We start from the raw sequence: 14885 nt of genomic DNA on the forward strand, positions 1-14885 counted from the left end.
AGCCTCCTGTTTCTTGGACTTTAGTTTTGTTGTCCAAGAAACGGGAGGCAGTTCATTTTTCAGCGGGGGCTTTTCGTGAACAGAACGCTGCTGCATTCGGTGCTGCAGCTTGTTTCTCCCACCCACCCTCACGACTGACGGGTGGGAGAAATCTTGGGGTACGCCCCCAGCGAGCTGGACGCTCGGGTAGACGAGCTAGGGGCGTACCTGGGAGGCGCGCACACCGGTACGGATACCGGCTACCTCCATGCGAGCAGACTCGTAGCTCACCGCACGCAAACCCGAAGGTGCGTTGGTGGCAATTTCCTTCGCTCGCGGCTTTTCCTGACTCTGGGCGGGTAGAAAAACCCAGCGGCGCTGGACCGCGAAGCTGACCGGAATAAGGATCAGCTCGGTCAGGATCTTGGCGACCAGCAGGGATACTCCCAAGCCGGTCAGGGTTTCCATCAGAGCCGCGTTGGCTGCGAGGATACCCACCGCCAGCACGGCGTACCGTACCAGCGAGGAGGATGCCGAGGGGCGTGCGCCTCCGTCGTGCATGAGCATTCGGTTGACGGTGAAGTTCGTCAGCGCCGAGATGACGCGCGCACCGACCACGGCTGCCAGTAGCGGAGCACCCAGGCCCACCAGGACGAAGAGGGCGATAGCATCCACGAGGAAGCCGGTCAGGAAAGACGATGCCAGGAAGGCGAGCAGCGGTGCGTAGATGAGCGCAGAGTCCTGCAGGGGCCTAAAGTGGCTGGTCGGGTTGCCCGGCTCGTAGACCTTCACGATGGGTACCTGCACCAGGTCCACGTCTGCGCGGGTTGCACGCAGCAGCATGGAGAACTCGTACTCGTACTTATCACCGGGAATCTGCAGCAGCCAGTCCAGGATCTGCGGGGTGAAGCCGCGCAGACCGGTCTGGGTGTCTGCCACGCGGGCGCCGGTCGCCAGAGCGAAGAAGCCTACGGTTGCGCTGTTACCAATCTTGGAGCGCAGCGGCACCCTAGTACCTTCTTCGCCGGCGTTGGGGTCGGGCTTGGTCCGCACACCGAGCACGATGCTCTTCTGGCCTGCCGCCGCCGCGGTTTCGGTGCGCACACCCACACGGAAGATGTCCTGGGGTAGGTGCTGGTCGTCCGCATCGGCGGTGACGATGACCTCGCCGGGGCGGTTTGCTTTCGCCCAGGCGATGCCGGTGCGCAGTGCCGCACCCTTGCCCCTATTGGCGGGGTGGGTCTGCACGGTCACGCCGTCGATACGCAGTTCGGTAAAGATCGGTGCGTAGGTGCTGCCGGATCCGTCGTCAATGACGAGGATTTCGGCGCTAGGGTCCTGTTCGCGCAGGGCCCGGGCAAGGCGGACCAGTGATTGGTCCGGCTTATAGGCGGGTATCAGGATTATCATGATGCGCTCCCTGCAATGTAGAGAATGTCACTGGTGCCACGCTCCTTAGTGCCACCCTGCGGGCGGTTGACCAGCTCGTTGTTGAAGACCATGGCGGAGGAGCCACCACCGTCGAGGTTGTATGCGCTGACGCAGCCGAGGTCCTTGAACATCTGGGCGAACTCGGGCATGGTCACGCCGCGCGAGTAGTTGGTGGAGCGGCCGTCAACCACGATGAAGACCAGGTGGTTGGTGCCGAGCACGCCCACGCCGGTTCGCGGCTGGTTGCCCTGGATGGAGTGGTTACCGAAGTTGGTGTCCACCTCGACGCTGTCGATACCGTCGACGACCGCGGAGTCCTTGACCAGTGCGGGGCCGAAGGAGAGGGTGTTCCATACGCCCTCGTTGACGAGGGTCTGGGCGTTGGTTGCGGTTTCGTCGTAGAGCTTGACGGAGCCGTCGCGGTAGAAAGCCAAACCCTCGCGAGCGCCGGCGTCACGGTAGACAACACCGTTTCGGATCACGATGCCGGTGGTACGGAAGCCGTAGTAGTCACCGTTGATTGCCCAGATGCCGTTGTGCTCCGAGGCAATGTTCGAGGGGGTGTCGATGATGTTCTGGCCAAACTTGTTGTTGGCGAAGGCGCTACGTAGCAGGGTTGCGTTGTCGAGCTTGATGTCTGCTACGAAGGAGACGACCGCGTCGGAACCGCTACCGGTGGTGGTGGAGGTGATGGTAATCGAGCCTTCGTTAGCGGTGAGGCTCTGGCCGTTAACCTTCACGCCGGTCAGTTCGGTGGGGTCTGCCGTGGCGGAGCCGGAGGCGCTTGCGTTTGCCTGGGCTGCTGCCGCCTCGTAGGCGGTGGTGTCTTCGATTTCGGTGTGCTCTGCCAGGTAGCGGTTGTATGCCCAGCCTGCGCCGCCGCCGACTACAGCGAGTGCGCCGAGGCCGCCGCCGATGAAGATTCGACGGGTGAGCTTCTTCTTGGCTAGCTTCTGCTCTGCTGCGGTTTGTGCGGCGGTTGCTTGTTCTGCCGCGGTCTGGGTGGTCTGGTCAATGTTCTGAGTCATGTTCTGTTCGTTGTTCATGTCTCTAGAATGCCGGGCTATTCTCTGTGCCAGGCATGACTAAGCTGTGCAGAAGCTATGTATGCTTATTCATTTCAAACTTTTTTATTACTGCCTATGCTTTATTACCAGAAGATGCTATGCACACCCATGTATAAACATGTGCATTGGCTTTGTGTACCAAGCATCTGAGGGCGCCAGATACCCCCATTCCTCCCCCGACCCACAGGCCACCTCAGAGGGCACGAAAAAACCGGCTGAGCACCCCGTGCGGGGCCTCAAGCCGGTTCATCGTCTATACAATACGCTCGGTCGCTATGCACCGAATCATTCCGCGTATTCTTTATGCCTCATCCTCGTAGGACGCGTACTTTTCTGCGTATGCCGAGTAGTCGTCCTCATCGTCATAGCGACGGCGGGACGAATCGGAGGACTTCGTTTTCTTGGCACTGCTGAGCTCGCGCTCGAGTGCGCTGTAGTCGGTCTCGGGGCTGAAGTACTTCATCTCCCGAGCCTGCCTTGTTGCTTTAGCCTTCTGACGGCCGCGCCCCATGGCGTGACCCCCTCTTTCATCCTGTCCGAGGCGATCAGCGCGCGGCGCATCGCTCTCGGATCGTTCAACAGTCTTTACTACACTATAGAGTACCCTGTTTCAGCCCTGAATGTCTCGCTCAGCGGCACCTATTTTGCGTATCAAAGCACTTCTTCGCACCGGAACAACCGTTTTATTTTGCACCGATAGCCTTTTATACCCCAGACGCCACATTCCTTAGATAACAACTCCCTATATAACATGTAGCCCCGCACCGGACGTATCGCTACATCCGATGCGGGGCGAGTGTCTCTCCTACCGGCTCACTCACAAGACCGGGTTCGGAGAGGGTACCGTGCAGGTCATGACATCCCGCACGGAGCTTAGGGGGGCAGCTCCTACCGCTTAGCTTGCAGTAAAGGAGCTGCTAGCTTGCGGTGAATGAACCGAGCGAGGTGGCGTTAGAAGCCAGGGTGGTGCTGGAGGCATCCAGGCTATCGGTCGTGGTGTACACCGTGTAGCTCTGGCCCTTGGTGATCTTGGCACTGGAAACCAGGATCAGTGCAGTGTTGGAGTTGGTCACCTTGTAGTTCGCCACCACGTTACCGGAGGAGTCGGCCACCTGTACGGTGGTGCCGGCACTCAGGTTCGAGACGTTGCTAATCTTCACGTAGCCGCTGGTGGAGGAGGTTGCGGGTGCCTCGAACATGTCACCGGAGTTCGCCGCGGTCACGGTCGTACCGTTGAGCAGCAGGTCGCCGTTGGTGTCCAGGGAGGTGTTACCGCCGGTGAAGGGGCCGTTCACGACCAGGGTGCCGCCCGAGAGGGTTGCCGTACCGTTGGAGTCGATGCCGTCGCCGTTCGCGTTCACGGTGACGGTGCCGCCGGTGATGTTGATGGTTGCGTCGACGACCTCGAAGGTGCCACCACCACCGCCCATACCGCCACCTGCGCCACCGCCAGCCGGGGGCTGGCCCATGGTACCGGAGGGTGCCTGGCCGCCCGAGGGAGCCTGACCAGCCTGACCGCCCTGTGCAGCATTACCCTGCGCTGCCTGGCCGCTCTGGGTATTCTGCGCAGTCTGGGTGCTCTGCGTGGTGGAGGTCGAAGCCGACTCAGTACCGGTCGAGGTGGTGCTGGTCGAGTCGGTGGTAGTCGTAGTGCTGTACGAGGCGTTGATACCGTCATCGGAGCTGGTCACGTTCACGGTGCCGTCCAGGATGTTGATGTACTGCGCCTCAATACCCTCGTTCGCCTTGGTAATGTTCAGGGTACCGCCGGAGATTTCAAGCACGCGCTCAGCCTTGAAACCGTCATCACCTGCAGAGATGTTCACGGTACCGCCGCTCAGGCGTACCCAACCGCGGTTGCCGTCGGTGTCGTTAGTTGCCTTGATGCCGTCCTTGGTTGCGGTCACGGTGATGGTGCCGTCCAGGATATCAACGTAGTCCTTACCCTTGATGCCGGTGTTTGCCGCGTTCACTTCCAGGGTGCCGGAGGCAATGACCAGACCGTCAGAGGTGTGGATACCCTCTTCGTACTTACCTTCAACCTTCAGGGTGCCTTCGCCCGCCAGGGTCAGGTCACTCTTGGAGTAGATAGCTGCGTCGGGGCTGCCGCTGGCGGTATCCGAGTAGGAGGAGCCGTCAGAGACGGTGTTGGTGGTACCCGAAGCGGTGTAGATAACGACCTCGTCCGCCTCAACAACGTTGATAGCAGCACCGGTGGAGTTGGTGACCGTCGCGTTGTTCAGAATCAGGCGGACCATGTCGCTGTCGGCTGCCTCAACCTTGATCTGGCCCTCGTAGGTACCGGTGAGCTTGTAGTTGCCCGCCTTGGTGATGGTGATGACGCCGTCGCTGACGGTCACGCCGTCGGTCGCGGTCGGGTTAGAAAGATCGATAGTAACTTCGCTGGAGGAATCCCAGGTCAGATCCTTCGCGGAGTAGTGGGTGTCCTCGGCGAGCTTCGCGCCGCTCTTCACGTCGGTGGAGAAGGAGCCTGCCACCTTCGACGTGGTGCCCGAAGTGCTCGAAGCGGAAGTGCTGGTTGCGCTCGAAGCGCTAGCGTTCGAGGTCGAGGTTGCCGAGCAACCGGTCAACGCCAGGGCTGCCAGGAGGGTAATGGAGGTTGCGCTCTTGATCATATTGCTCTTTTTCACGGGTTTTCCTTTGTGTTTTAGTGACTACTCGCGGAGAGCTCGCGCCACAGGTGGGGGGGTACAGGTTGTATGTGAAATGTGAATATGTGTGAGAGCGGTTATTGCCTATGTGGGGCAAATAAAGCCAGTGTTGTGTTTGGTTCGGAGGGTTATCGGTTAGGGGGCTGGGGGTGCGGGTAAGGTAGGTGCGCTACCCTACCCGCGCATCCCAGGTTGCCGTTTTGGGCTGGTTGCCGTTTTAGGCGGCTACGAAACGCTCGGTCAGCAGCTTCTGGTAGTCCTCTTCGGTCATCTCATCCACGTTGAGGCGGGTGCCGTTGACCGGTTCCAGGTGCATCCAGTTCTTCAGGGTTTCTTCCCACTTGTTGCTTGCCAGCTGCGGGTTCAGCGCCGCCATGCCGGTTGCAAACTTGGAAATCTTCGCGGGGGTGATGCCCGCATCCCAAAGGTGCTGATCTGCTACGGAGGGCTCCACGCCAGACTTGGTTTCGATGATGACCGCATTCGGTAGACCGTAGGTGGTGCCAACCAGGTTGCCGTGGAAGTTACCGTAGTTCACACCCGCCATGAGGATGTTCTCGGACATGGGGGTCCAGGTCAGGTTGGTGTCCACCGTCATACGGGAGGCGACCGGGTTCTTCTCGCTCTGCGGCAGGAAGACCGTGGTACGGCGGTAACCGGTGGTCAGGACCGCCTCCAGCTTGTGCACGGGGCCCGCGAGGATGTCACCGAGTGCTGCGGTGATGTACTCGTGGCCTTCCGCGGTGAGCTGGTCACGGTTCTCGAAGGTGTAGGGGATACGCTTCTTGACGGTCATATCCTGCTCACCGTCGGTCTTGACCTCCAGGAAGGTCAGCTTCGAGTCCAGGTAGCTACGGGTACGAATCTTGAAGGTATCGTCGCGGCTGTAGGCTGCCGAGTGGTAGCTCTGCATCTGCGGGGTGTCGAAGTAGACCGAGTCGTAGGCGAAGTCGCGCTGGCCCTTGATGTCCATGACGGAGGCGTCTGCTTTGAGCGTGGAGAGTACCTTCGCAGCGGTTTCTGCGTCGACAATGTACTTGCGGTCCACACGGGTCTGCATGGCTGCCTTTTCGTTCATGGCTTCGAGGCTGATGCTCTTCCACTCTGCGGGGATGATGTTTGCGGCTGCGTTAGTCATGGGTCTTGTCCTTCTTGGGTGCTACCCCGTGCGTTGGGTTGTGCGTTGGGCTGTACGCTAGGGGCTGCGTGTCGTGGGTATCGGGGTTGTCGTGCGGTTGGAGTGAATCGGAGGCTTTTATACCGGCGCTCTTACTTGCCTACCGGGGTGCGCTGGAGGGGAATCATCCGAGTATCCAGCGTGGCATGCGCCTCGGCGGTGGCTGCTACCGGCTGAGTTGCCGCGGGCTGGCGGGTCATCTGCGGTGCCACCTGCTGAGTTGCTACAGGCTGGCGGGTTGCGGTTACCTGCGGTGCTGCCGCCTCCACCGCTGCGGGGGTGCCGCTCTCGGTGGTCTCCTTGGGCTGGTAGGTGACGGTTGCGCGGGTCAGGTTGTTCACCATGTCCAGCTCGGTGACCTTGACCGAGGTGACGGTGTAACCCAGGCGAGCGGTCAGGTAGTTCTTGAGCTCCTCCTCGTCGCTGATCGCACGATCGGCGGTGACGGTCTGAGTCAATTCCGTAGAAATCGGGGCGCTGCGCGAGTCAAGAATCGCGATCAGGGCGACCAGGGTAGCCATCAGGGCGAAGGCGATGTACGCCGGGCTGATGTTCACACCTGCGATCATGCCGACCGAGAGGGCTACGAAGTAGTAGCCGACCTCGCGCTGGCTCAGGGCGGTGGAACGCAGTCGGATAATCGACAGGACACCGAAGAGGCCCATACCCATAGCGGATGCGTTCGATCCGGCGGATACCAGCGCCACCGAGACGGTGAAGATACCGGCGTTGATGACCGCGTAGGAAATCATCAGTTCGCGGTTGCGGTGCCGCACCATGTAGAGGGTGCAGAGCGCTGCGATGGCTATGGCGTCGGCGAGTGCCATGGTCAAAATGTTCATTGGGTGCTCCAGGTATCGTGTCGTGATGTTCGCTGTGCTCGTCGCTGTCTGTTCTTCAGCTCCGGGCTGTGCGTTCTTGGTAGTATCTAGATTCCCGTGCGAGTCTGTGTTTGCCCTGTGCTCACCTTAACTTAGAGATAAGTGTTATGTATCTCTGATAAATAGCCTTGTCAGTAGCGCTATTCGTTCGTAATTTTTTGCTTTTTTCGCGTCTTTCCCAGCATCCCCCACAGCCTCAAAAGGCACAAAAAATGGGCCCCCTCCGATATGGAGGGAGCCCATCAAAGTAGCTAAAAGCTTAGCGACTAGGCGTTATTAAGCCTTCTTGCGCATGCGGGTTGCAACGATGGTTGCGCCACCTGCACCCAGAGCAATCAGACCCAGGCCAGCAGCAGTCATTGCACCGGATGCACCGGTCTTAGCCAGGGAAGAAGAGCTCTTGGAGGATGCGTTGGAGGAACCGGAGTCCAGGTTATCGCCGGAGCCGGAGCTCAGCGAAACACTGTCAGACTTCTTGGAGTTCTCGTAGTTAGGCTGCTCTTCGCAACCTTCACCGTCACCATCAGCGTCGAATTTCTCGCGGAAGTCCGGATCACCCTTGAAGATGGAGGTACCACGGTCTGCCCACACGTCAGCGCAGTTCTGGTACTTGTAAGCCTTCTCGTCCTTTGCGGAGGAGTCGGAAGCCTGGTCAGACTTCTGCTCTTCGGCAGGCTTCTGATCCTCAGCGGGCTTGGTTTCCTTAGCGTCCTCAACTGCGGGAGCGGAGGTCTCGTCAGCAGGCTTGGGGGCCTCGGTGGTCGGCTCAGCGGTTGCGTCCTTGGACGGCTCGGGAGTGGGATCCTGGGTGGGTTCCGGAGTCGGGTCCTGAGAAGGAGCGGGAGTCGAGTCCTCGGTGGGAGCCGGTGCAGGCTGCTCTGCAACCTTAATGGTCACGGTAGCTGCCTTACCGCCGCGGGGAACGTCGCCGTCCTTCAGGGAGCCGGACAGCAGGTAAATGTCAACGGAAACGCTGCCGTGCAGCTCTTCCTGCCAGGGGATGGTAACGGAGAAGTTGCCAGCCTCGTCAGCGTGGATTTCCAGATAGTCCTGGCCGTTGATCTTGACGGCGCCCTTGTTCAGCTTCAGTGCCAGAACAGAACCGGAGGTGCCGTCAGCGGTCTTGAAGCCTTCGCCGCCAATGTTCAGGCCCTGACCCTCAATCCATACGTCGGGAGCAAGGAACTGTGCAGAGTCTGCGTAGGTGTGAACGGTCTGAGGCGCGCCTTCAACAGCGAAGGTTGCGGGGACGGAAGTAGCAATGAGGCCACAGCCAATCAGGGCGGTGGCACCGATGCGTGCGATGTTGTTTCGAATGTTCATGCCCCCCATTCTAACGAGCGAAGCTTGGGATACCGGCTCCCAAGACGCCAATTTGCCATGACCTGACTCACAAATCGGGGTTATCTTGAGGGTTTATTGAAGGCGTGGTTGAACTATAGAGACCTTTTGCACCGCCGTGCACACCTAAAGTCTCAATTGAGACTTGAAGAAACCAGCAAGTACACGCACCACCCTACCGACACAACACGCCAACAAAAACCACCCCGTTAAACGCAAGAATCCCCTCCGCCCAAACGCTCAAAAGCATTCAGGAGAGGGAACTCTCACGCACCGCACAGGGCGGCAATAGTTTTAGGAGTTCTTGCGGTTGCGCACAGCGGTCACGCCTGCAACGCCCAGACCCAGAGCTACCAGGCCCAGACCAGCAATGGTGAAGGCGTTGGAAGCACCGGTGTTCGCCAGGGAAGAGCGCTGAGCGCGGCTCGAAGTGGAATTGCTCGAAGAGGAGCCGCCGCCACCCAGGTTGTCCAGGCCGCCGGAGTTGCGGGAGGAAGAACCCGAGGAAATATTGGAGGAGGAACCGTCGGTCACCTCGCTGTTGATAACCTCGCAGCCCAGGCCGTTACCATCATTGTCGAACTTCTTGCGGAAGTCCGGGTGGCTCGAGGGCATGGGTGCCAGGCCAGCAGCCGCAACCTCTGCACAGTTCGCAAAGCGGGTGCTCTCAGCCGAAGCGCTCACCTGCTCGGTAGCGGAGGTCGAATCGCCCAGCTGATCCTTCGCTTCGTTTGCTACAGATGCGTTCTGCTCAGTAGTAGCCGAAGCGGAAGCAGAAGCCGAAGCGGAGGGGGTCGCCACCACAGAAGCGGAAGCCGACGCGGTAGCCGAGGGGCTCACCGAGGTTGCCGGGCGGTTCTTAATCTCAGCATCTACGGAGGCAACAACCTCATCAGCGGCAGTAGCCGAAGCCGAGGGGGTAGCGGATGCAGAGGGTGCAACAGAAGCGGAGGGGGTAGCCACCACGGAAGCCGAAGCGCTCGCGGTCGCCGAGGGGCTCACCGAAGCGGTTGCGGAGGGGGTTGCTTCCTGAACGGAACGAGCCTCAATCTTCACGGTCGCAGCCTTACCGCCGCGGGAGGTGTCGTTATCCTTCAGGGAGCCGGAGAGCAGGTACACGTCCACGGAGATGCGGTTCTCCAGGTCGTCCTGCCAGGGAATAGAAACGGAGAAGTTGCCCTTCTCGTCAGCCTTAACTTCCAGGTAGTCCTTGCCGTCAATCTTGACGGAGCCCTTGTTCAGCTTAATGGCGATGATGGAGCCGGAGGTGCCGTCCTGAGTCAGGAAGCCCTCACCGGTAACCTTCAGGGTTTCACCCTTGTACCAGACCTCAGAAATGTGGGAAGTAGCCTTGTCGGAGTAGACGTGAGTGACGGACTCTTCGCCGTTCTGAGCGAACGTTGCGGGGATTGCGGTAACCACCAGGCCGCAGCCAATCAGGGCGGTGGCACCGAAGCGAGTGATAGTGTGTCGAATGTCCATCCCATCATTTTATCCCCGCATGGTGGGTATATCCGCCTGTCCAGGGGCTATTTGCAATGACTTGCAACACAAAATAGCACTTTCGTGCAGATAACGACGGGCCAGCTACGGGTCAGTGCACGCGCGGCAAAATTCGCCGGGTGCCAGTGTTACCTAGTCGTGTCAGTGCTACCTAGTCGTCAATCTCGTCGAGCATGAGTTCCAGCGCCTCACCCACGCCGCTGCGCCACAGGTAGGTTGCCTTCGCATCCGCGCGGCCCGGGCCGCCGTTAATCACGGCAACCGGCCTGCCCGCGCGCAAAGCCTCCAACACAATCTTGTAACTGCTCATGACCGCCACCGAAGAGCCGACCACCAGTAGCGCCGAGCACTCGGCGAGCATGGCGTCCTTGAGTGCCTTACGCTCGGCGGGCACGGATTCGCCAAAGTACACCACATCCGGCTTGAGGCGGGTCGAACCGCAGGCGATACAGGGCACCATCTGAAAATCGCGGATATAGCGCTCGTCCAGCTCCACGTCACCGTCAGGGTTCACGCGCAGCTCTTCGCCTTCTAGGCGTGCCAGGTAGCCGGGGTTCGCCGCGTCCAGGCGCGCATCCAGGCTTTCGCGGCTCTCGTCCTGCCCGCAGTCCAGGCACACAATACGGGAGAGGTCGCCGTGCAGCGCCAGCAGGCGGGAGCTTCCAGCGCGGGCGTGCAGCCCATCCACGTTCTGCGTAATCACACCACTCACGGCACCCAGCTGCTCCAGTTCGGCGAGCGCATAGTGGGCGCGGTTCGGTTCGGCGCGACGCATGCGGCGCCAACCCACGTAGGAGCGCGCCCAGTAGCGTTGGCGGGCGGCGTCATCGTAACGGAATTCCTGGTAGGTCATGGGGCGGTGGTCGTGCAGGGAGCCGCCGGGTCCACGGTAGTCGGGGATGCCGGATTCGGTGCTCACGCCCGCGCCGGTGAGCACGAGGACCTTACCGGCCTTGAGTAGCTCGGCAATACCCGCGGAGGCGTATTCTTCGTCGTGCGGGGTGGCGTTCTCAGAGACAACGCGCTGAATCGAGCGGATTGCGGCACGGTGCACGGAGGCGATTTCTTCGCGCTGCTCACCGGCGGCGGCGAAGTTCTGGTGGTCAGTCCAGCGGTCCATTCTTCTCCTCAATGCTCTGTGTACTAGTGCGGTCAGCGCGGTTCTAATGCGTTAAACGGCTGTGGGGCACCCCCTTTCGAGGGTACCCCACAGCCTATTTCTTATGGTTTCGAATGTGCAAACTCAGCCACAGGCTAAGTCCGCCCAGCCAACCGGTTGAGCTTAGTTCTCAGCCTTCTGCTCACGCTCGGAGGTCACCGACAGGCCGTCGCTGGCAACGTCCGGGTTCACGTCCACGGTCACGGTGTCGCCGTCGTGGATTGCACCGGAGAGGATGCCTCGAGCCAGGCGGTCGCCAATCTCGCGCTGTACCAGGCGGCGCAGCGGGCGGGCACCGAATGCCGGGTCGTAGCCGGTCTTGCCCAGCCACTCGAGGGCTGCCTCAGTCACGTTCAGGGTGAGGCGGCGGCCCTCCAGGCGCTTAGCCATGCTCTTGATCTGCAGGCCCACAATCTGGCCCAGGTTCTCAGCCGACAGGGGCTGGAACATGATGATGTCGTCCAGTCGGTTGAGGAACTCGGGGCGGAATGCCTGGTGCACAACCTCCAGAGCCTTCTCAGAGCGCTCCTCGAAGGGCAGGTCCTGGTTGACCAGGTACTGCGAACCGAGGTTCGAGGTCAGGATCAGGATGACATTGCGGAAGTCCACGGTGCGGCCCTGGCCGTCGGTCAGACGGCCGTCATCGAGTACCTGCAGCAGGATGTCGAAGACCTCGGGGTGTGCCTTCTCAACCTCGTCGAGCAGGACCACCGAGTAGGGGCGACGGCGTACAGCCTCGGTCAGCTGACCGCCCTCTTCGTGGCCGACGTATCCGGGAGGGGCACCGACCAGGCGGGAAACGGTGTGCTTCTCGGAGTACTCGCTCATGTCGATACGTACCAGGGCACGCTCGTCATCGAACTGGAACTCAGCCAGTGCCTTAGCCAGCTCGGTCTTACCAACACCGGTCGGGCCCAGGAACAGGAAGGAACCAATCGGGCGGTTCGGGTCGGAAATACCGGCGCGGGCGCGGCGCACAGCGTCAGAGACAGCGACCACTGCGGCTTCCTGTCCGATAAGGCGGGCACCGATGCGCTTCTCCATTTCGAGCAGCTTCTCGGACTCACCCTGCATCATGCGACCTGCGGGAATGCCGGTCCAGGAGGAAATCACCTCGGCGATATCGTCCGCGGTGACCTCTTCGGAGACCATGGATTCGCTCTTGGCGGTGTCCTCGGCGCGCTGTGCTTCTTCCAGCTCAGCCTGCTTTGCGGGAATCTCACCGTACAGCAGGCGGGATGCCTCAGCGAGGTTACCCTCGCGCTGTGCAACCTCTGCGCGGGAACGTAGCTCGTCAATCTGGGTCTTGATGTCACCCACACGGTTCAGACTAGCCTTCTCGGCCTCCCAACGAGCGTTGAGGGCGTCGAGCTGTTCCTTCTTGTCAGCCATGTCCTTGCGCAGCGCCTCCAGACGCTCAACCGATGCGGGATCGGTCTCGTCGGCAAGCGCCAGTTCCTCCATGGTGAGACGGTCCACGGCGCGGCGCAGCTGGTCGATTTCCTCCGGTGCGGAGTCAATTTCCATGCGCAGGCGGGATGCCGCCTCGTCAATCAGGTCAATTGCCTTGTCCGGCAGCTGACGGGAGGGAATGTAACGGTTGGACAGGGTTGCTGCGGCAACCAGCGCGGAGTCAGCGATCTGCACCTTGTGGTGTGCCTCGTAGCGTTCCTTCAGACCACGCAGAATACCGATGGTGTCATCTACGCTGGGCTCGCCCACGTACACCTGCTGGAAGCGGCGCTCCAGGGCGGGGTCCTTCTCGATGTTCTCGCGGTACTCGTCGAGGGTGGTAGCACCGATCAGGCGCAACTCGCCTCGGGCAAGCATGGGCTTGAGCATGTTGCCCGCATCCATGGAACCTTCGGATGCGCCAGCACCGACGACGGTGTGAATCTCATCGATGAAGGTCACGATCTGACCCTCGGACTTCTTGATTTCTTCGAGGACTGCCTTCAGGCGCTCCTCGAATTCACCGCGGTACTTTGCGCCTGCGACCATGGAGCCCAGGTCCAGGCTGATGAGGGTCTTGCCGCGCAGGGATTCGGGCACGTCGCCGGAAACCATGCGCTGTGCCAGGCCTTCCACGACGGCGGTCTTACCGACGCCGGGCTCACCAATCAGAACGGGGTTGTTCTTGGTGCGGCGGGAGAGCACCTGCACGACGCGGCGAATCTCAGAGTCACGGCCGATGACCGGGTCGAGCTTGCCTGCGCGAGCAATAGCGGTCAGGTCGGTGCCGTACTTTTCGAGCGCCTGGAAGGTGCCCTCGGGGTCGGGGGTGTCCACGGTGCGGTCTCCTCGGACGTTGGGGATGGTCTGTGCGATGAGCTCTGCGGTAGCGCCGAGCTTGTGCATTGCGGTTGCGGTGCTATCGGTTCCGCTGGCAATGCCCAGCAGAATCATTTCGGTAGAAACGTAGGTATCTCCGAAGCCCTGGGCACGGGTCTGTGCCGCCTGCAGAGCAGAAAGCGCTGCACGGCTGAGGGAGGCGTTCTGCACGGAGGCACCGGATGCCTTCGGCAGCTTCTTGATTTCAGCGGATGCCGCCTCAGAGATAGCGTCCACATCCAGGCCTGCAGCCTTGAGGACTGCTACGGCGACGCCTTCGCGCTGGTCCATGAGGGCCTTGAGGATGTGCGCGGTTTCAATAGTGGGGTTACCGGCGGTTTGAGCATTAGTATTTGCCGCCGAGATGACTTCTTGACTCTTGGTGGTGAACTTGTTGTCCATGGTGTTCCTTTCGCATTTCGAGGGGCTTATCCTATGCGCCCCTGCATTACATAACTTGAGTCTACTCCACTCAATTATGTTTCGCAAGCCTCCTGCAAAAATTTTTTCGATTTTTCACCCCGCCCCACACCCCTGACCCCCAAGCAAAAGCCCCCACCAAAACCCCCAGTCGAAGCCGCATTGCTATACTGACCGGATTGGGCGCTTGCAGGTTCCCATAACAACTAAAGATTAGGGACCCCACATGAAAATACTGGTTCTAGGCGCAACCGGCCGCACCGGTTACCTCTTTACCCGCAAAGCCTTAGAGGAGGGGCACACCGTCACCGCCTACGTGCGCAACCCCGATAAGGCACTAGCGCTTTTGGGCGCGCACCAAAATCTCACTATCGTTCCGGGAGCCCTGAACGATGCCGAGCAGCTCGCCGCAGCATCCTCCGGGCAGGACGTGATGGTCAGCATCCTGGGCCAGAAAGCCACGGTACGAGAGTTTCTCTCCTCCACGTTCATGCAGGAGCGCCTGCCCCTCATCATGGAGGCGGTCACGGGCGCAGGCGTGAAGCATTGCGTTCTGATGAGCGCCTACGGTGTGGGCGATACGGTACGGACCGCGTCCCTGCCCATGCGCCTGGTATGCAAGGTCATCATGCGCGGCATTTTTACCGACAAGGTTAAGGCGGACGCCCTGGTTGCCGAATATCAGCCGTATATTTCGCGTGCACATCCGGGCAGGCTGACCGATAAGCCAGGTAAGGGCGGGGTGAAGGTGTTTGATATGGCGAGTGTCGAGCGAACTCCGGGCATTCCGACGATTGCCCGTGAAGACGTCGCCGATGCGCTACTCACTATCGCCAAGAACCCCCAGAACGCGGGCACAGATTTTTTGGTGACGATTGGGGACGTTGCCCTACGCTCGCGCCAGAAATAAACCGGTAGGCTTAA

At 60.5% G+C, this 14885-nt stretch carries 11 protein-coding genes; 1 reads left to right on the forward strand and 10 read right to left on the reverse strand.

The genetic code is table 11. The annotated features are described in order from the left end of the window. Positions 1 to 195 precede the first annotated feature (195 nt). The 10 genes from QZ822_RS08045 to clpB all read right to left on the reverse strand — a co-directional run bounded on the left by QZ822_RS08045 (position 196) and on the right by clpB (position 13943). Complete coding sequence (locus QZ822_RS08045; RefSeq protein WP_294643846.1) at positions 196 to 1389, reverse strand: bifunctional glycosyltransferase family 2/GtrA family protein; 1194 nt, start codon at positions 1387 to 1389, stop codon at positions 196 to 198. Further along, positions 1386 to 2456, reverse strand: coding sequence for a phosphodiester glycosidase family protein (locus QZ822_RS08050; RefSeq protein WP_294643848.1), 1071 nt, complete (start codon positions 2454 to 2456; stop codon positions 1386 to 1388). The genes QZ822_RS08045 and QZ822_RS08050 overlap by 4 nt, the downstream gene beginning before the upstream one ends. Before the next feature lie 322 nt (positions 2457 to 2778). Continuing rightward, positions 2779 to 2988, reverse strand: a complete 210-nt coding sequence (locus QZ822_RS08055; protein ID WP_005504588.1) for a DUF3073 domain-containing protein — start codon at positions 2986 to 2988, stop codon at positions 2779 to 2781. A gap of 406 nt (positions 2989 to 3394) precedes the next feature. After that, positions 3395 to 5128 (reverse strand): carbohydrate-binding domain-containing protein, encoded by a 1734-nt coding sequence (locus QZ822_RS08060; protein ID WP_294643850.1) that lies wholly within the window; start codon positions 5126 to 5128, stop codon positions 3395 to 3397. A 238-nt stretch (positions 5129 to 5366) separates the two neighbouring features. Further along, positions 5367 to 6287: a polyphosphate polymerase domain-containing protein gene (locus tag QZ822_RS08065; protein WP_294643851.1), complete on the reverse strand. Its 921-nt coding sequence runs from the start codon at positions 6285 to 6287 to the stop codon at positions 5367 to 5369. Between the two features lie 131 nt (positions 6288 to 6418). Continuing rightward, positions 6419 to 7168, reverse strand: coding sequence for a DUF4956 domain-containing protein (locus QZ822_RS08070; RefSeq protein ID WP_294643853.1), 750 nt, complete (start codon positions 7166 to 7168; stop codon positions 6419 to 6421). Between the two features lie 315 nt (positions 7169 to 7483). Further along, positions 7484 to 8530 (reverse strand): excalibur calcium-binding domain-containing protein, encoded by a 1047-nt coding sequence (locus QZ822_RS08075; RefSeq protein WP_294628278.1) that lies wholly within the window; start codon positions 8528 to 8530, stop codon positions 7484 to 7486. A gap of 312 nt (positions 8531 to 8842) precedes the next feature. Further along, positions 8843 to 10030, reverse strand: a complete 1188-nt coding sequence (locus tag QZ822_RS08080; RefSeq protein WP_294643854.1) for an excalibur calcium-binding domain-containing protein — start codon at positions 10028 to 10030, stop codon at positions 8843 to 8845. Between the two features lie 172 nt (positions 10031 to 10202). Further along, positions 10203 to 11171, reverse strand: coding sequence for a Sir2 family NAD-dependent protein deacetylase (locus QZ822_RS08085; RefSeq protein WP_294643857.1), 969 nt, complete (start codon positions 11169 to 11171; stop codon positions 10203 to 10205). 162 nt (positions 11172 to 11333) lie between these two features. Continuing rightward, positions 11334 to 13943: an ATP-dependent chaperone ClpB gene (clpB, locus tag QZ822_RS08090; protein WP_294643859.1), complete on the reverse strand. Its 2610-nt coding sequence runs from the start codon at positions 13941 to 13943 to the stop codon at positions 11334 to 11336. A 244-nt stretch (positions 13944 to 14187) separates the two neighbouring features. Here clpB and QZ822_RS08095 point away from each other — a divergent pair, with 244 nt between their 5' ends. After that, positions 14188 to 14871: an NAD(P)-dependent oxidoreductase gene (locus QZ822_RS08095; RefSeq protein WP_294643860.1), complete on the forward strand. Its 684-nt coding sequence runs from the start codon at positions 14188 to 14190 to the stop codon at positions 14869 to 14871. Positions 14872 to 14885 lie beyond the last annotated feature (14 nt).

The sequence above is a fragment of the uncultured Rothia sp. genome (assembly GCF_916715725.1).
GTDB lineage: Bacteria > Actinomycetota > Actinomycetes > Actinomycetales > Micrococcaceae > Rothia.